Below are 17500 nucleotides of genomic sequence, written 5' to 3'. Positions count from 1 at the left end.
CACCGGCTGTAAGCGCGCGCTTACGCAGGCCGCAGGCGAGTGACCGAGCACACAGCAGGGTCGAGTGCGATGTCGGCGGGCGGCGCCGCTCCGATGATCACCGACGCGGCCAGCGCGGCCAACGCCGGTGCCGACTCGATACCGGACCCGCCCTGGCCGGCGACGAAGTGGAAGCCGGGACGGTCCGGCCACTGCCCCAGCACCGGGGCCCGGTCCGGGGCGAACGTCCGCAACCCGGCCCAGGCTCTCCGCACCGAGCGCAGACCCAGCGTGGTCACCTCGCCGACCCGGTCCAGCCCGAGCGCCACGTCCAGCTCGTCGGGCCGGGCGTCACCGGGCGCCTGCGGGGTCTCGTCGGCCGGCGAGACCAGCACCGTGTCGGCCTCCGGTTTGAGGTACCACCGCTCGGCGGCGTCCGCGATCAGCGGCAGCGGGGCGCCGCCCACCCGCAGCACCGACGGGTCCGGCACCGGGCAGGCCGCGATCGTCCGGCGCAACGGGGTGAACCCGACCCGGGGCACCCCGGCGAGCGCGGCGACCTCGTCGGCCCAGGAACCCGCCGCGTCGACGACGGCGGCGGCGAGCACCCGCTGCCCGGCCGCCGTCTCCACCAGCCAGCCGCCACCGTCGCGGGTGATCGCCGACACCCGGGCACCGCGCAGCACGGTGCCCCCGCGGGCCCGCAGACCGCGCCGGTAACCGTCGTGCAGGGCGATCGCGTCGACGTCGGCGGAACCGGCGGTCCAGGCCGCGGCACGCGGCGGGCGGCGCAACACCGGCGCGCGCCGCAGCGCCTCCGCCGGGTCCAGCGCGATCGGCGCGTTCGGCTCCCCGCGCTGCTCGTCGAGCATGGCGACGATCCCGGCCGCGCCCGCGTCGTCGTCACCGAGGTGCAGCACCGGCCTCGGGGACAACAGGGGCGGCGTGTCCAGCTCGGTCTGCAGGACGCGGAACCGCGGACCGGAGGCGTCGATCAACGCGCGGAACGGCCCGGAACCGTGCCCGGGGATGTAGGTCGCCGCCGACCGTGCGGTGGAGTGCACCGGCATGTCCGCCTCCGCCTCCAGGAGCACGACGCGGCCGTGCACGGCGAGCTCGTAGGCCACCGAGACCCCGGCGATCCCGCCGCCGACCACCACCAGATCCGTGTGCGATTCCACCGGCGCGACGGTAGCCGGGAAAAACCGGTGGCACGCCGGGCGGACGCTCCCTATCGTCCTCGTCATGCTGATCCGGTTCCTCTGAGCGGCCCGCGGAGCGACGCTCCGCGCACTCGCCGCAGGCCCGTGACCTCTCGTGCCACGCCGGCCCGGAACCGATGCCGCGCATCACCAGGCACGGCGTTCCCGATCCCGGCGTTGCTGATGCCACCGCCGCTGATCTCGGTCGTTGCTGATCTCGGTCGTTGCTGATCTCGGCGATCGCCGGTCCCGCTGCCACCGCACCCGGCGCTGCCGGACGAGCACTGCCGGGCCCGGCGTCGCTGATCCCGGTCCCCGGCCCGAGTTCCGTCACCGGCCCTGCCCTGTTCCTGCCCTGTCCCTGCCCTGTCCCTGTCCCTGTCCGACCGTCGTCCGGCCTCGAGCCGGACCCGTACCTGCCGGAGGCCCGTATGCCCGCCAACCCGCCCCGACCGGCCAGCACCGACCCGGCGCCGCAGCCCGCGAACCGCGCCGCACGCCGTGCCGCGAAACGCGGCCGCCCCGCGGAGGAGGGCGGCACCGGCCCCGCCGCCCCCCGCAACACCGGCCCGGCACCGCACGCGAAGCCCGCGCACGTCCGCACGGACTTCGCCGCCCGCCGCACCGGCTGATCCCGGGCTGATCACGGATCGGGCACCCGGACACCCGCTCGGCGAACGTCCGGGTTCCCGATCCGTGATCTCCCGTCGCGTGCGAGGCTGGACGCCGTGACCGTGACCGTGTGGTGGGCAGCCCCGACCGACCCCGGTGGGCGACCCGATCTCGTGGCACTGCTCGACGCGCACGAGCGCGAACGGATGTCGGCACTGCGCCGGGCCGAGGACCGGGCCCGGTACCTGGCCGCGCACGCGCTCGCCCGGCTCGTGCTGGCGACGCACCTGGACACCGATCCGGCCTCGATCGACATGGACCGCACCTGCCGCTGCGGGAAGCCGCACGGCAAGCCGCGCCTCGCCGGCCGTGGCGACGCGCCCGGTTTCTCGCTGACCCACTCCGGCGCACTGGTCGGGGTGGCGCTGGGCCCGGGACCGGTGGGCGTCGACGTCGAGCAGCATCGGGAGCTGTCCGGGTTGGACGGGCTCGCCCGGCACGCCCTCTCCCCGGCCGAACGTGAGCACGGGATCCCGGGGCCGTCCGCGTTCCTGGTCACCTGGACCCGCAAGGAGGCCCTGCTCAAGGCCACCGGTGACGGGCTGTCGGCCCCGATGGACGCGATCACGCTGTCCGCCCCGGACGGCCCGGCCCGCGTCCTGCACTGGCCCGGCACCACCGGGTCCTGGTGGCTCGCCGACGTCGACACCCCGCACCCGGACCATCCCGGGGCCGTCGCCGGGGCCGGGCCGGTCGTGCCGCCGATCACGGTCGCGGACGGTGACGCCGTCCTGTCGGTGGTCCGGGGCACCATGGGCAGGTGAGCTCGCCGGACCGGCCGGGCGCGGCCGCAGCGCGCTGGGTGCTGCACCTGGACATGGATGCGTTCTTCGCCTCCGTCGAGCAGCTGACCCGGCCCACGCTGGCCGACCGGCCGGTGCTGGTCGGCGGGGCCGGGCCGCGCGGTGTCGTCGCGGGCGCCAGCTACCAGGCACGGGTGTTCGGGGCGCGCTCGGCGATGCCGATGGGACAGGCCCGGCGGCGCTGCCCGCACGCCACCGTGCTGCCTCCCCGCTTCGGGCTGTACAAGGCGATCTCGGAGGAGGTGATGGGGGTGCTCGCCGAGTTCTCGCCGGTGCTCGAACCGGTCTCGGTGGACGAGGCGTTCATCGAACCTCCCGGGCTGGCCGGTGCCGCCCCGGAGGCCGTGCAGGACTTCGGGGCCCGGCTGCGCGCGGCGGTCCGGGAGCGGACCGGGCTGCCCGCATCGGTCGGCGCCGGGTCCGGCAAGCAGATCGCCAAGATCGCCTCCGAGCTGGCGAAGCCGGACGGTCTGCGGGTCGTGCCGCACGCCGACCAGCAGGCCGTGCTCGATCCGCTGCCGGTGCGCTCGCTGTGGGGCATCGGTCCGGTGTCCGGCGAGGCGCTGCGCCGGATCGGGATCGAGACGATCGGCCAGCTCGCCGCGATGGACGGTCGCGAGGTCACCGGGGTGCTCGGCTCGGCGATGGGCACCGAACTGCACCGGCTGGCCCGCGGGATCGACGACCGCCCGGTCGCCCCGCGCGGCGCGGCTAAGCAGATCAGCGCGGAGACGACGTTCGACACCGACCTGACCGCGATGTCCGCGGTGCACGCCGCCGTCGAGTCGATCTGCGTCGCCGTGCACCGCAGGCTGGTCGCCGACGGCCGCGCCGCACGCACCGTGACGGTCAAGGCCCGCACCGGGGACTTCGTGACCCACACCCGCTCGGAGACGACACCGTTCCCCAGCCGCGACCTGTCGACGCTCGTCGCGGTGGCCCGCCGGCTCGCCGACACCGCGGTGGGCGAGGGCGGCGTGCGGCTGCTCGGGGTGTCGGTGTCGGGGTTCGGCGACGAACCACCGCTGGCGCTGTTCGACGCGGTGCCCTCGGCCCAGGGGTGGCGGGCGGCGCCCGCGGGCTCGGGCGGCGGCGAGCCGGCCGGCAGTGACCCGGTCGCCGCAGTCCCGATCGTCGGGCGGCCGGACACCGAGGGCCGGGGGCACGTCAGCGCACCGGTGGCCGTCGAAGCGGCCGCGGGCGTCCCGGCAGCGGACCTGCCGGTGCACCGGGAGCAGGCCGCCGACCGCCCCTGGCGGGCGGGGGACGACGTCGACCACCCCGATCACGGGCACGGCTGGGTACAGGGTGCCGGGCACGGCCGGGTCACCGTCCGCTTCGAGACGGCGCTGACCGGGCCGGGACGAACCTGCACCTTCGACGCCGCCGACCCGCAGCTGTCCCGCGCCGATCCGCTCCGGAGCTGGCGACCGGCCGGCTGAGACACCGGGACGAGCGTCAGCCGATCAGCGGACTGCGGTGCGGCGGGGCGACCCGGGTGCCCGCAGTGAGCCGGACGTCGATACCGGGTGCTGTGCGGGCCAGACCGTCGAGCACCGCGACCAGCGCGACGTCAGCGGCCGGGTCGCCGGCCACCAGCAGCACCCCGCTGCCGGTGGGCTCGCCTGCCGCCCACCCGGTGAGCCGGGAGACGGCGTCGGGCGGGGAGATCCGCTCCACCCGCCACGCCTCCGCGTAGAACAGGGCCACCGACTCGGGGCCGCCCGGGAAGGCGAAGACGGTGTCCGCCTCCATGATCAGGTCCTCGCCGCCGGAGCCGACCGAGGCTCCGTCCGGCCCGGTGCCGAGTACGACCAGGACCGGGCACGCGCCGACGCTCATCGCTCTGTCCTCCTCGAGGGTCCGCGCCCTCAACAGTGGGAACTCCTGCGACGACGGACAGTCTCCTGGCTCCCGGATCATCGCGCTCCCCCGCCTTCCCACCCTCATCGGGCAGTGGCTGCGGGTGGGGAGCGCTCCCCGGTGACAGTGGCGGGACCGCGCCGGAATCACACCGGCTTCCTGCACCGTCGTCGGGGTCAGCCCATCACGTGCCGGTCGGAGGGTCAACAACGGGGGCCGGTGACGCCCGCCCGGCGGCACGGTCCCGTCACGGCCCGACGGGCGCCTCCAGCCCCGCGACCGGGCCGATCACCACGATCGCGGGCGGGCTGACGTCCTGCTCGGCCGCGACCCGGCCGGCCGTCTCCAGGGTCGCGCGCACCGTCCGCTGGATCCGGGTGGTGCCGTCCTGCACGATCAGCACCGGGGTCTGCGGGTCGCGGCCGTGCTCGACGAGGACCTCGGCGAACCGGCCGAGCCGCTCCACCGCCATCATCAGCACGATCGTGCCGGTCATCCGGCCGAGCGCGGTCCAGTCGGTGAGACTGCGCGGGTCCTCCGGGGCGACGTGCCCGGAGACGACGACGATCTCGTGTGCCACCCCCCGGTGGGTGACCGGCGTCCCGGCGACGGCGGGCGCGGCGAACGCGCTGGTGATGCCGGGGACGACGGTGACCGGCACCCCCGCGGCGGCGCAGGCCTGGACCTCCTCGAACCCGCGCCCGTAGACGAACGGGTCGCCGCCCTTGAGACGCACCACGAACTTCCCGGCCCTGGCGTGCTCCACCAGCAGCTCGTTGATCTTCTCCTGGGCCATGGCACGGCCGTAGGGGATCTTCGAGGCGTCGATGACCTCGACGTCGGGCGGGAGCTCGTCCATCAGGTCCCGGGGCCCCAGCCGGTCGGTGACGACGACCTGCGCCCTGGACAGCAGCCGCCGCCCGCGGACCGTGATCAGCTCCGGGTCACCGGGGCCGCCGCCGACCAGCGCGACACCCGGCTGCGGCGGCTCGGCGTTCTCGTCGACGACGCCGGACTGCAGCGCTTCGACCAGCGCCGTCCGGACCGCGGCCGAGCGGCGGTGCGCACCGCGGGCCAGCACACCGACGGTCAACCCGTCGTGCTCACCGGTCGCGGGGGTGACGGCGGTGCCCCGGGAGCCGTCGTCGGCGCGGACGCAGAACACCCGGCCCCGCTCGGCCTCCGCGACGACGGCCTCGTTCACCGCCGCGTCGTCGGTCGCAGCGATCACGTACCAGGCGCCGGCGAGATCACCCTCGGCGTAGCGGCGGCCGGTCCAGGTGATCTCACCGGCGGTGACCATGCCCTCGACGGCCGGGGTGACCTCGGGGGACACCACCTCGACCAGCGCTCCGGCGGCGATCAGCCGGGTGACCCGGCGCTGGGCGACCTGGCCCCCGCCGACCACGACGACACGCCGGCCGGACAGGTCCAGACCGACCAGGTACTGCTCGTTCTGCGCGCTCAACGACGATCCTCTCCCGGGCGCGGCGTGCCCTTCCTCGCGCTCCGTGCCGGTTCCGGCCCTGCGGACCGGGCCGGCGAACCCCCGGCTCCCGTTCGGCGGCGGCGGTCGAGGATAACGACCGGCGCGCCCCGGCAGACCGCGCCGAGGCCAACCCCACACCCGGGCCGCTGCCGGGCGCTCACGGGGCCGCTGCCCGCGCCACCGCGACGGTCACGCCGCGCCCGGCGGTCTTGGGCACCACCAGCACGGCCCCGGGGCCCGCCGCCAGGAGCGCCGCGGCCTCGGCGACCGAGGGCGTCCCGGTGGCGGCGGCGACCCGGTCGCTCGGCGCCGGCACCACCACCCCGGCGAGTCGCCCGGCCGGGTACCCGCGCGGGATCCGCGGTGCGACGGCCTGCAACAGGCCGGGCTCGCCCGCCCGCCGGTCCAGCGTCGCGACCACCGCCCGGGCCAGGTCGAGGTCGTGCTCGCCGGCCACCCGGCGCAGGAGCTCCACCAGGGCCGCGGCGGGCACCCCGGGCCGCAGCCCGACCCCGACGGCCGTCACCGGTCGCGCGGCGACGGACCCGCCGCGAGCACCCGGGCCGCTGGTCGTGCGAGGTCGACCAGGCGCGCGACGACGTCCGGGTTCCCCGCCGGATGGGTGTGCAGGAACGACGCGTGCACCCCGGCCACGACGTGTCCCTCCGGCTCCCCACCGCGCCACGCCCAGGCCGGCGCGGCACCGGCCCGCGGCGTGACCGCGCAGCGGTGGAACTCGTGTGCCCCCACCCGGGAGCCGGGTGGGAACAGCGGCGACGCCGACACCGCGACCGCCTCCCGGTAGCCCAGGGTCAGGCGGTCGGTCATCGCGGCCGAGGCGTCGAGCACGCCGCACATCGGGATCCCGTCGAGGTCCCGGCACAGGTAGAGCAGCCCGCCGCACTCGGCGTGCACCGGCGCACCGGTCGCGGCCAGCCGGGCGACGGCCGCCCGCAGCGACCGGTTCTCCCCCAGCGCGCCGACGTGCTCCTCGGGGAACCCGCCGGGCAGCACCAGCGCACACGTCCCGTCGGGTAGGTCCGGGTCGCGCAGCGGATCCACGCCGACGACCCGGGCACCGGCCGCCGCGAGCAGCTCGGCGTGCTCGGCGTACCCGAACCCGAACGCCGGGCCGCCCGCCACCGCGACGACCGGCGCGACCGCCGCACGACCGGGCGCCGCGGCCGCTGCGGGCCGGCCGGGACCCGGGGTCCGGCCGGCCGGCCGGTCCGTGACGGCGGCGATCTCCGCGTGCGGGTCCCAGACCGGGCCGTCGGGCAACGGGCGGGCCAGCGCCAGCACCGCGTCGAGATCGACGTGCGCCGCGACCAGCTCCGCCATCGCGTCCACCGCCGCGGTCGCGGCGGCACCGTGCTCCGCCGCGGTGACCAGACCGAGATGGCGGGACGGCACGGCGAGCTCGGCGCGCCGCGGGAGGGCACCGAGCACCGGCAGCCCGACCTCGTCGGCGGCCGAGCGCAGCACCTCCTCGTGCCGCGCCGACCCGGTCCGGTTCAGGATCACCCCGGCCACCTCGACCGACGGGTCGAACGACCGGAAGCCGTGCAGCAGCGCGGCCAGCGACCGGGACTGCCCGCGGACGTCCACCACCAGCACCACCGGCGCGCCCAGCGTGGCGGCGACCTGCGCCGTCGAACCGGCGCCGTCGGGGATGCGGCCGTCGAACAGCCCCATCACACCCTCGACGACGGCGACGTCGCAGTCCCGGGAGCCGTGCCGGGCCAGCGGCGCGAGCCGCTCGGCACCCTGCAGCACGACGTCGAGGTTGCGGCCCGGCCGGCCGGCGGCGAGGGTGTGGTAGCCGGGGTCGATGTAGTCCGGACCGACCTTGAACGGTGCGACCCGGGTGCCCCGCCGGCGCAGCGCGGCCATCAGGCCGGTGGAGACCGTCGTCTTCCCGCTCCCCGACGACGGCGCCGCGACGACCAGGGCGCGGGCACTCACCACTCGATCCCCCGCTGCCCCTTCTGACCGGCGTCCATCGGGTGCTTGACCTTGGTCGTCTCCAGCACCAGGTCGGCCGCGTCGACGAGCGGCTGCGGCGCGTCCCGGCCGGTGATGATCACGTGCTGGTGCCCGGGGCGGCCGGTCAGCTCGGCGACCACCTCGTCGACGTCGATCCAGCCCCACTTCAGCGGGTAGGTGAACTCGTCGAGCACGTACATCCCGTGCCGCTCGTCGCGCAGCCTGCGGCGGATCTCGGCCCAGCCCTCGCGGGCGTCGGCGGCGTGATCGGTCTCGGAACCCCGCCTGCGCGACCAGGACCAGCCCGAGCCCATCTTGTGCCACTCCACGGGGCCGCCCTGCCCGGTCTCGTCGTGCACCCGGCCGAGCGCGCGGAACGCCTCCTCCTCGCCGACCTTCCACTTCGCGGACTTCACGAACTGGAAGACCCCGATCGACCAGCCCTGGTTCCAGCCGCGCAGCGCCATGCCGAACGCTGCCGTCGACTTCCCCTTCATGACGCCGGTGTGCACCACCAGCAGCGGCCGGTTTCGGCGCTGCCGCGTGGTCAGTCCGTCGTCGGGTGTGACGCTCACCTGTCCCTGCGGCACGGTGGCCTCCTCTCAGGCGGCGCGGGCGGACCGGACGAGGTCCCCCACGCTCTCGGCGGTCAGCTCGTCGAGGGTCACCAGCTCGCCACCGGCGGACGCGGCGAGCGGCGCGGCGAGACCGAGCCGGACGTGCCCGCTCTCGCAGTCGACGACGACGGTGTGCACGCCGTCGGCGGCCAGCAGACCGGCGGCGCGGCGGGCGTCGGCCACCGGGTCGCCGCCGGGGCGGGCGGGCACGGTGGCGCGGCCGTCGGTCAGCAGCACCACGAGCGGGCGGCGGCGCGGGTCGCGACGGCGTTCGGCGGCGAGCACCGAGCGGGCCCGCAGGATCCCCTCGGCGAGCGGTGTCCGCCCACCGGTGCGCAGGGTCGCGAGCCGCTGTTGCGCCGTGGGGACCGACGAGGTCGGTGGCAGTGTGAGCTCCGCGGCCCGGGCCCGGAAGGTGACCAGCCCGACCTTGTCGCGGCGCTGGTAGGCGTCGCGCAGCAGGCCGAGGACGGCGCCGGAGACCGCCGTCATCCGCTTCCGTGCGGCCATCGAGCCGGACGCGTCGACGACGAACAGCACGAGGTTCCCCTCGCGTCCCTCGCGCTCGGCGCGGCGCAGGTCGTCGCGCTGCAGGAGCAGCCCGGGGCCGCGGCGTCCCCGCCGTGCCTGGTGCGGCGCCGCCGCCAGGACGGTGGCGGGCAGGTGCAGGTCGGCCGCCCGGGTGGTGCCCGCGCCGGTCGGCCGGACGACCCGGCCGGTGTCGGTGCGGGCCCGCGACCGGCGGCCGGGCGCACCCGCTCCGAGTCCGGGCACGGTGAACTTGCGGATCGTCGCCCGGCGCAGCCGCGCGGCGTCCCCGACGACGAGCGTCTGCCCGCCGTCACCGCCCGGGCGCCGCCCGGCGCCGTCCTCCGGTTCGGTGACCGCACCGTCCGGGAGGCCGGCGGGATCGGGGCCGCCGTGCGCCGGACCGTCCTGGCGGCCGGTGCCGCCGGGGTTCTCCGGGGCCGCGGACTCGGGGCCTGCCGGCCCGGAGCGGCCCCCGCCGTCCGGCTCGGTGCCACCCTGGTCCGGGCCGTCCGGGCCGCCGGGATCCGAACCGCCCGGGTCACTGCCGTCCGGGTCACTGCCGTCCGGGTCGCTGCCGTCCGGACCACTGCCGTCCAGGCCACCGCCATCCGGATCATCGCCGTCCGGACCACCGTCGGGGCCCGGGTCGTCGTCGGGACCGAGATAGTCCTCGGCGTCGCGCAGGGCCTCGTCGAGGTCCTTCTCGTCGATCCCCGGTTCGTCGAACGGGTCCCGGCGGCGCCGGTGCGGCAGCGCGAGCCGGGCGGCGACCCGGACGTCGTCCTCGACCACCGCGGTGCGCCCCTCCCAGGCCGCGTGCGCCGCCGCGGCCCGGCTGATCACGAGGTCGGCGCGCATCCCGTCGACGTCGAACCGGGCGCAGACGAACGCGATCCGGCGCAGCTCCCGGTCCGGCAGCCGGACGGCGGTGACCCGCTGCTGGGCGGCCCGCAGGCGCGCCGCGGTGTCCGCCTCGGCGTCGGCGAACCGGGCGGCGAACCCGTCCGGGTCGTCCTCGAACGCCAGCCGCCGCCGGGTCACCTCGACCCGGGTGTCGACATCACGGGAGGCCCGCACCTCCACGGTCAGCCCGAACCGGTCGAGCAGCTGCGGGCGCAGCTCGCCCTCCTCCGGGTTCATGGTGCCGACCAGCAGGAACCGGGCCGCGTGCGAGACCGAGACACCGTCGCGCTCGACGTGCGCGCGGCCCATCGCGGCGGCGTCGAGGAGCAGGTCGACGAGGTGGTCGTGGAGCAGGTTGACCTCGTCGACGTAGAGCACACCGCGGTGCGCGTCGGCGAGCAGCCCCGGCTGGTAGGCACGCCTGCCCTCGGACAGCGCGCGTTCCAGGTCGAGCGACCCGACGAGACGGTCCTCGGTCGCCCCCACCGGCAGCTCGACGAGCCGGGCCGGGCGGGTCGTCCGCGGCGGCGCCGGCGCGTCGGCGAGCGGGTGCGGCCCGTCCGGGCAGTCCGGGTCGGGGCCGGCCGGGTCGCAGCCGAACCGGCAGCCCTCGACGACCTCGAGGTCCGGCAGCAACGCGGCCAGCGCCCGCACCGCCGTCGACTTCGCGGTGCCCTTCTCCCCGCGCACCAGCACGCCGCCGACGCCGGGGTGCACGGCATTGAGCAGCAGCGCCAGCCGCAGGTCGTCGTGCCCGACGACGGCGGAGAACGGGAACCGGAGGGACGTCACCGCAGCGCTCACCCGGCCGAGGCTGCCAGACCGGACGTCAGGACCGGGAGATCCATCGGCGCACCGTGTCGGATCACATGTTCAAGTGACGACGTTTCCAGGTGTCGTTCCACCAGGTCGGCCAGCAGGTCCGCCTGCCGGGTCCGCTCGGCCGCGAACGACGTGTCGTCCGCCACCCGGAACCCGTCCCGGCCCGCCTCACCGGCCAGCCGGGTCAGCAGCGCGCGCCGGAAGCCGTCGTTCTCGGCGAGGCCGTGCCAGTGGGTACCGAGGACGTGACCCCGGTCGGACCCCTCCGCGCCGACCAGCCCGGGATCACCGGAGCGCACCACCCGGCCGTGGTGGATCTCGTACCCGGCCACCGGGTGCCCCCAGGCCGTCGACGTCGGCCGCGCCAGGTGCTTGGCCCGGTCGAAGGAGATCTCCAGGTCCAGCAGCCCGAGCCCGTCGACGGCGGTCCCCGCGGCGGCCTCCACCCCGTGCGGGTCGGTGATCGTTCGCCCCAGCATCTGGTAGCCGCCGCAGATGCCGAGCACCGGGCGGCCGGCGGCGGCGTGCGCGAGCACCGCGTCGGCCATGCCCGAGGACCGGAGCCACCCGAGGTCGGACACGGTCGACTTCGACCCGGGCAGCACGACGACGTCGGTGTCGGCGATCCGTGACGGTTCGGTCACGTAGCGGACCGCGACCCCCGGCTCGCAGGCCAGCGCCTCGGCGTCGGTGGCGTTCGAGATCCGCGGCAGGCGGACCACCGACACCCGCAGCCACTGCGCACCGCGCGGTGGGGCCGGGCGGCCCAGCACCCCGTCGGCGACGGCGGACAGCGAGTCCTCCGCGTCCAGCCACAGCCCGTCGGCGAAGGGCAGCACGCCCAGGGCGGGACGCCCGGTGAGCGCCCGCAGCTGCTCCAGCCCCGGTTCGAGCAGCCGGACGTCCCCCCGGAACTTGTTGATCACGAACCCGGCGACGAGTGCCTGGTCCGCCGGTTCGAGCACGGCGAGCGTGCCGAACAGGTGCGCGAGCACCCCGCCCCGGTCGATGTCCCCGACGACGAGCACCGGCAGGTCGTTGCGCCGGGCGAGACCCATGTTCGCCAGGTCGGTCGCGCGCAGGTTGATCTCCGCGGGGGAACCGGCGCCCTCGCAGACGACGACGTCGTAGCGCTCCCGCAGCCGGCTCAGGGAGTCGCCCACGACCTCCGCGAGCGCCGCGGTGCGGTGCCGGTAGGACAGTGCCGACACCTGCCCGTCGGCCCGCCCCCGGACCACGACCTGCGACGTCCGGTCGCTGCCCGGTTTCAGCAGCACCGGATTGAGGTCGACACCGGGGGTGATCCCGCAGGCGTGGGCCTGCATCGCCTGGGCCCGGCCGATCTCCCCGCCGTCCGGGGTCACCACCGAGTTGTTGCTCATGTTCTGGGCCTTGAACGGTGCCACCGACACCCCACGGCGGTGCAGCCAGCGGCAGATGCCGGCCACGACGGCGCTCTTGCCCGCGTCCGAGGTCGTCCCGGCGATCAGCACCGCGCCCGAGAGATCCACTGCCACACCGGTCAGTATCCCCGGGCGGCCCGACTACCCTGGACGGCGTGCGTTTCCTGCTCCGGCCCGGCTGGCTCGCCTTCATCGGCGTCGTCTGCGCGTTCGTGGTGGCCTGCTACACGCTGCTCGCACCGTGGCAGTTCGACCGCGAGGCCGAGCGGGAGGCGCAGAACGCGGCCATCGCCGCCGCCGACGGCACCCCGGCGGTCCCGTTCGCCGAGCTGGTCCCGCCGGGTGAGGCCGTCTCGCCCGACGACATCTGGCGCCGGGTCGAGCTGACCGGCACCTTCGAGCAGCAGGCCGAGTCGCTGGTCCGGCTCCGGGTCGTCGACGGCGCACCCGCCTACGAGGTGCTGACGCCGCTGCGGCTCGACGACGGGCGCCTGGTCGTGGTCAACCGTGGCACGATCGCCGGCGGCGAGGGCGGCGTGGTGCCGGAGTTCGCGCCCGCGCCCACCGGCACCGTGAACATCGAGGGGCGGTTGCGGCTCAACGAGAACGATCCGCAGGACAGGCCGCCGCTGCACGAGGGCGGGACCACCCAGATCTACGCCGCCGACTCCCGTGCCGTCGCCGAGGCCACCGGGACGGACCCGGTCGAGGGCGTCGTCACCCTCGACGAGGGCCAGCCCGGGGTGCTGAACCCGATTCCGATCGCACCGCCCGCAGGCGGAGCACCGTTCAGCAACTTCTCCTACGCGCTGCAGTGGCTGACGTTCGGCCTGGTCGCCCTGGTCGCGTTGGGGATCTTCATCCGGCTGGAGCTGCTGCAGCGGCGCGGCGGCCGGGCGGCGCCGGGCAACCTGCGCGACCAGCTCTCCGGCCGGGACGGCTACGGCTCGGACGACGGCCCCGGCGAACACACCGACGAGCGCACGGCCGAACGCACGGGGCAGCGCACGGGGCAGCGCACCGAGGAGCCGACGGCCGAGGGCGCCGCGGCGGGCTCCTCCGTGGTGCCGGCCGGAGACGGCTCCGGCAGCGCCGAGGGCCGCGCGGACCGGTGACCGCCCGGCGCTAGGGTCTCGCGCGCACACATCCCGCTCCCCGAGGAGAGACATGGACCGCGCGACCGCTTTCCGGGCCCTTCGCGACCTCGGCGCCGCCGCCTGGTTCGGGGGCTCGCTGATGGGGGTCTCCGGGCTGAACGCCGCGGCGGACGCGGCGGGCGGCCCGGCCGACCGGCAGCGGGTCGCGACCGCGGGCTGGTCGGCCTGGACGCCGTTCGCGCGGGCCGCGCTCGCCGCCACCCTGGCCGGGGGGATCGGGCAGCTGGCGGTCCGGCGCGGTGACGACGACGCGGTCGGTGTCGGGCTGGCCGTCGCCGCGGCCGGGCTGACCGCGGGCACCGCGGTGCTCGGAGCCCGCGACGACACACCGCAGCCGGCGATCCGCGTGGCCGAGTGGGCCGTCCCGGTGCTGCTCGCAGGCGTGATCCTCAGCGGCGCACGGCGCTGACGCGCGGCAGCAGGCCCCCGGCGCCAGGTCTCCGGCCGGCGTGCGGTTGCAGGGTTCGGGCCTGCGCGGCCTGCCGTCAACCCCACACCTGCGTCGCGGCGATATCGCTCACGAGGTGAGCGACAAGGCTCGACCTACCCCCACGGTGGAGTCACCCGCTGACCGGGCCCGTCGGCTGCTGCACCGGATCCGCTTGCACCGGGTCGGGCCGCGACGAGGGCCACGCCGACCGCCAGCACGCCGGCCGTCGCCGCGACCAGGCGGGACAACCGCGCGGCCCGAGCCAGGTCGGCCGGGCCCGGGCGGCGCCCGTCGCCCAGAGTCGGCCGGTTCTCGGTGCCGTGCGCGTAGGTCGTCGGTCCGCCCAGGCGCAGACCGAGGGCGCCGGCGGCAGTGGCCTCGACCGGGCCGGCGTTCGGGCTGGGATGCGCGGCGGCGTCACGTCGCCAGGCCCGCAGCGCAGCCCTCGGCGAGCCACCGACCAGCGGGGCGAGCGCGACGGTGAGCAGCGCGGTCACCCGGGACGGGACGAGGTTCACCAGGTCGTCGAGCCGGGCCGCGGCGCAGCCGAACCGCTCGTAGCGGGCGGACCGGTAGCCGACCATGGCGTCCAGCGTGTTCACGGCCCGGTACCCGAGCAGCCCGGGCACGCCGGCGAGGGCGCCCCAGACGAGCGGCCCGACCACCGCGTCCGAGGTGTTCTCGGCCAGCGACTCGACCCCGGCGCGGGCCATGCCGCCGGAGTCGAGCAGCGCGGGATCGCGGGCGCACAGGTGGGGCACCCGCCTGCGGGCCGCGGGCAGGTCGTCCGCGGCGAGTTCGGCAGCGAGCGCGCCGCCCTCGCGGACCAGCGACGTCCCACCCAGCACCGCCCAGGTGGACGCGGCGGTGACGACGGTCCGGGTGACCGGCCCTCCCGTCCGGGCGGCCAGCGCACCGACCGCGACGGTGCCGCCGACGAGCACCGCCGTGTACGCCGCGCCGGCGGCCCGGGAGTCGCGGTACAACCGGCGCTCCAGCCGGGTCGCGAGCGAGCCGAACGCCGCGACCGGATGCCCGCGCCGCGGATCACCGAACGCCGTGTCCGCCAGGATCCCGATCATCAGCCCGGCCGCCCGGGCACCGTCGCGCATGCAGGTGACGGTAGGTCGGCGCGCCGATCACCGAACAGGCAGGATCACCCCATGCGCACCGACCACACGCCGGACGAGCTGGGCGCCGGCCCGTTCTACAAGCTGCTGACCAGTGTCGTCGTCCCCCGGCCGATCGCGTGGGTGTCCACCCGCTCGGCCGAGGGCGTCGACAACCTGGCGCCGCACTCGTTCTTCACGGTCTCCTGTGTCGACCCGCCGATGGTGCAGTTCACCTCGGTCGGGAAGAAGGACTCGCTACGCAACGCCACCGAGACCCGCGAGTTCGTGGTCAACCTCGCCGGCGAGCCGCTGTTCGAGAAGATCAACGCGACCGGAACCGACTTCCCCGCCGAGATCAGCGAGTTCGCCTCGGTCGGGCTCACCGCGGAGCCGAGCACCACCGTCACCCCGCCGCGGGTGGCGGAGTCCCCGGTCGCGCTGGAGTGCGTGCTGCACTCGGCGATCGAGCTCGGGAACTCCACCGTGGTGATCGGCCGGGTGGTGAACGCCGCCGTCGACGACGACGTGTTCACCACCGACTCGCGCGGCAACACGCTTCCCGACGTGCGGCGCCTCGCCCCGCTCGCCCGGCTCGGCCGCAACGAGTGGGCCCGGCTCGGCGAGATCCTGGAGATCACCCGGATCCCCTACCGCGACTGGCCGGGCCACTTCGCGGCCGAGGACTGACGCCGGCGCCTAGAGCGTGTACTCCGTCCCGACCCGCGCCTGCGGATCGGAGTGGATCTCGTTCTCCCGGCCGCGCAGCTCCACCCGGCGGATCTTGCCGGAGATCGTCTTCGGCAGCTCGAAGAACTCCAGCCGGCGGATCCGCTTGTACGGCGCGAGGTTGTCGTAGGCGAACCGCAGGATGTCGGTCGCGGTCTCCTCGTTCGGCTCGTGCCCGGCGGCCAGCACGACGTAGGCCTTCGGCACGGCCAGCCGCACCGGGTCCGGCGACGGCACCACCGCGGCCTCCGCGACCGCCGGGTGCTCGATGAGCACGCTCTCCAGCTCGAACGGGCTGATCCGGTAGTCGCTGGCCTTGAAGACGTCGTCGGCGCGGCCGACGTAGGTGATGTAGCCGTCCGCGTCCCGGGACCCGACGTCACCGGTGTGGTAGAAGCCACCGGCCATCGCCTCGGCGTTGCGCTCCGGGTCACCGGCGTAGCCGACCATCAGCCCGGTCGGGCGGTGGTTCAGGTCCAGGCAGATCTCGCCCTCGTCGCCGACTTCGCCGGTCACCGGGTCGACCAGTGCCACGACGAACCCGGGGATCGGGCGGCCCATCGACCCCGGCTTCACCGGCTGTCCCGGCGGGTTCCCGATCTGGACCGACGACTCGGTCTGCCCGAACCCGTCCCGGATCTTGCGTCCCCACGCCTTCTCGACCTGCTCGATGACCTCCGGGTTCAGCGGCTCACCCGCCCCGACCACCTTGGTCGGCGGGTTCGCCAACCCGGACAGGTCGGCCTGGATCAGCATCCGCCAGACCGTCGGCGGGGCGCAGAAGCTGGTCACCCCGCAGGAGTCGAGCACTCCGAGCACCGACTCGGCGTCGAACCGGGCGTAGTTCATCACCAGCACCGTCGCCTCGGCGATCCACGGCGCGAACACGTTCGACCAGGCGTGCTTGGCCCAGCCCGGTGAGGAGATGTTGAGGTGCACGTCCCCGGGCTCCAGCCCGATCCAGTACATCGTGGACAGGTGCCCCACCGGGTACGAGGTGTGCGTGTGCTCCACCAGCTTCGGCTTCGCCGTGGTGCCGGAGGTGAAGTAGAGCAGCAGCGTGTCGCTCGCCGCCGTGCGGCCGTCCGGCACGAACGCCGGGTCCGCCGAGTACGCCTCGCCGGAGTAGTCGCGCCAGCCCGGTACCGCGCCGCCCACCGCGATCCGGGTGAAGTCACCGACGACGTCGTCGAACTTCACGGTGTCCGACGCGGCGGCGACGACGTGCCGGGCCGCGCCCCGGTCCACCCGGTCCTGCAGGTCCACCGGCGTGAGCAGGGTCGTCGCCGGGATGACGACGGCGCCGAGCTTCATCGCCGCGAGCAGCGTCTCCCACAGCTCCAGCTGGTTGCCCAGCATCAGGATGATCCGGTCGCCGCGACCGACGCCCTGGGCGCGCAGCCAGTTCGCGACCCGGTTCGAGCGTTCGGACAGCTCGGCGAAGGTCCAGTGCGCCTGCGAGCCGTCCTGCTCGACGATCCAGAGGGCCCGGCGTGCACCGCGCTCCGGATCGGCGGCAACCACGTCGAAGTGGTCCAGCGCGAAGTTGAACTCGTCGAGCTCGGGCCAGCGGAAGTCTCGGTAGGCGGTGGTGTAGTCCTCACGATGGGTCAGCAGAAAGTCGCGTGCTGCGAGGAACTTCTCCGTCGCCGCGGTACCGGACGCCATTTCTCGTACACCTCGTCGGGCTCGTGCCGGGGCCGCTCCCCGTCGCTCATGAGCGACCCTAACCACTCCGACCGCTCCCGGCACCGTTCGTCCCGCCGGGGCGGCCGGTGGGCGTCGATCACCGGAACGGGGCGGCG

Annotated in this window: 16 protein-coding genes and 1 riboswitch; of the genes, 6 read left to right on the top strand and 10 right to left on the bottom strand. The window is 75.7% G+C overall.

What is annotated here, in order from left to right; all coding sequences use genetic code 11:
• Nucleotides 1-20: 20 nt before the first annotated feature.
• Nucleotides 21-1160: an FAD-dependent oxidoreductase gene (locus tag AB0J24_RS16460; RefSeq protein ID WP_358681822.1), complete on the bottom strand. Its 1140-nt coding sequence runs from the start codon at nucleotides 1158-1160 to the stop codon at nucleotides 21-23.
• Between the two features lie 452 nt (nucleotides 1161-1612).
• Between AB0J24_RS16460 and AB0J24_RS16455 the strand changes: the two genes are divergently transcribed.
• The 3 genes from AB0J24_RS16455 to AB0J24_RS16445 all read left to right on the top strand — a co-directional run bounded on the left by AB0J24_RS16455 (nucleotide 1613) and on the right by AB0J24_RS16445 (nucleotide 4098).
• Nucleotides 1613-1813 (top strand): hypothetical protein, encoded by a 201-nt coding sequence (locus AB0J24_RS16455; protein WP_358681819.1) that lies wholly within the window; start codon nucleotides 1613-1615, stop codon nucleotides 1811-1813.
• A gap of 96 nt (nucleotides 1814-1909) precedes the next feature.
• Entirely contained in the window at nucleotides 1910-2617 is a 708-nt protein-coding gene (locus AB0J24_RS16450; RefSeq protein ID WP_358681816.1) for a 4'-phosphopantetheinyl transferase superfamily protein, read from the top strand.
• Nucleotides 2614-4098: a DNA polymerase IV gene (locus AB0J24_RS16445; protein WP_358681813.1), complete on the top strand. Its 1485-nt coding sequence runs from the start codon at nucleotides 2614-2616 to the stop codon at nucleotides 4096-4098. Before AB0J24_RS16450 ends, AB0J24_RS16445 begins: the two co-directional genes overlap by 4 nt.
• 16 nt (nucleotides 4099-4114) lie before the next feature.
• On the opposite strand, the gene AB0J24_RS16440 is transcribed toward AB0J24_RS16445, so the two are convergent.
• The 7 genes from AB0J24_RS16440 to AB0J24_RS16410 form a co-directional block, all read right to left on the bottom strand.
• Nucleotides 4115-4498 carry a hypothetical protein gene (locus AB0J24_RS16440; protein ID WP_358681811.1) on the bottom strand — a complete coding sequence of 128 codons (384 nt, stop codon included), beginning with the start codon at nucleotides 4496-4498 and terminating at the stop codon, nucleotides 4115-4117.
• 37 nt (nucleotides 4499-4535) lie between these two features.
• Nucleotides 4536-4720: riboswitch (cobalamin riboswitch) on the bottom strand.
• Nucleotides 4721-4766: 46 nt separating this feature from the next.
• Complete coding sequence (cobA, locus tag AB0J24_RS16435; protein WP_358681808.1) at nucleotides 4767-5987, bottom strand: uroporphyrinogen-III C-methyltransferase; 1221 nt, start codon at nucleotides 5985-5987, stop codon at nucleotides 4767-4769.
• 178 nt (nucleotides 5988-6165) lie between these two features.
• Nucleotides 6166-6534 (bottom strand): cobalamin biosynthesis protein, encoded by a 369-nt coding sequence (locus AB0J24_RS16430; RefSeq protein ID WP_358681806.1) that lies wholly within the window; start codon nucleotides 6532-6534, stop codon nucleotides 6166-6168.
• Complete coding sequence (locus AB0J24_RS16425) at nucleotides 6531-7976, bottom strand: cobyrinate a,c-diamide synthase (protein ID WP_358681803.1); 1446 nt, start codon at nucleotides 7974-7976, stop codon at nucleotides 6531-6533. Before AB0J24_RS16425 ends, AB0J24_RS16430 begins: the two co-directional genes overlap by 4 nt.
• A complete protein-coding gene (gene cobO, locus AB0J24_RS16420) occupies nucleotides 7970-8584 on the bottom strand; it encodes a cob(I)yrinic acid a,c-diamide adenosyltransferase (protein ID WP_358681800.1) in 615 nt (204 codons plus the stop codon). The genes AB0J24_RS16425 and cobO overlap by 7 nt, the downstream gene beginning before the upstream one ends.
• A 12-nt stretch (nucleotides 8585-8596) precedes the next feature.
• Nucleotides 8597-10849, bottom strand: a complete 2253-nt coding sequence (locus AB0J24_RS16415) for a VWA domain-containing protein (protein ID WP_358681798.1) — start codon at nucleotides 10847-10849, stop codon at nucleotides 8597-8599.
• Entirely contained in the window at nucleotides 10846-12378 is a 1533-nt protein-coding gene (locus AB0J24_RS16410; protein ID WP_358681996.1) for a cobyric acid synthase, read from the bottom strand. Before AB0J24_RS16410 ends, AB0J24_RS16415 begins: the two co-directional genes overlap by 4 nt.
• A gap of 47 nt (nucleotides 12379-12425) precedes the next feature.
• Between AB0J24_RS16410 and AB0J24_RS16405 the strand changes: the two genes are divergently transcribed.
• Together AB0J24_RS16405 and AB0J24_RS16400 are read left to right on the top strand one after the other, a co-directional pair.
• A complete protein-coding gene (locus AB0J24_RS16405; protein WP_358681795.1) occupies nucleotides 12426-13385 on the top strand; it encodes an SURF1 family protein in 960 nt (319 codons plus the stop codon).
• Nucleotides 13386-13437: 52 nt separating this feature from the next.
• A complete protein-coding gene (locus AB0J24_RS16400; RefSeq protein ID WP_358681792.1) occupies nucleotides 13438-13836 on the top strand; it encodes a hypothetical protein in 399 nt (132 codons plus the stop codon).
• A gap of 134 nt (nucleotides 13837-13970) precedes the next feature.
• Here AB0J24_RS16400 and AB0J24_RS16395 read toward each other — a convergent pair whose 3' ends face one another.
• A complete protein-coding gene (locus tag AB0J24_RS16395) occupies nucleotides 13971-14969 on the bottom strand; it encodes a cobalamin biosynthesis protein (RefSeq protein ID WP_358681789.1) in 999 nt (332 codons plus the stop codon).
• Nucleotides 14970-15020: 51 nt separating this feature from the next.
• Between AB0J24_RS16395 and AB0J24_RS16390 the strand changes: the two genes are divergently transcribed.
• A complete protein-coding gene (locus tag AB0J24_RS16390) occupies nucleotides 15021-15656 on the top strand; it encodes a flavin reductase family protein (RefSeq protein WP_358681787.1) in 636 nt (211 codons plus the stop codon).
• A 9-nt stretch (nucleotides 15657-15665) separates the two neighbouring features.
• On the opposite strand, the gene AB0J24_RS16385 is transcribed toward AB0J24_RS16390, so the two are convergent.
• On the bottom strand, nucleotides 15666-17363 hold the full coding sequence (locus AB0J24_RS16385; protein ID WP_358681784.1) for an AMP-binding protein: 1698 nt from the start codon (nucleotides 17361-17363) through the stop codon (nucleotides 15666-15668).
• Nucleotides 17364-17500: the final 137 nt, after the last annotated feature.

Origin of the sequence: Pseudonocardia sp. NPDC049635 (assembly GCF_040659795.1) — a bacterium.
Taxonomy (GTDB): domain Bacteria; phylum Actinomycetota; class Actinomycetes; order Mycobacteriales; family Pseudonocardiaceae; genus Pseudonocardia.
Note: the sequence above shows the minus strand (reverse complement) of the source record. Positions and strands in the feature narration are given on the sequence as shown.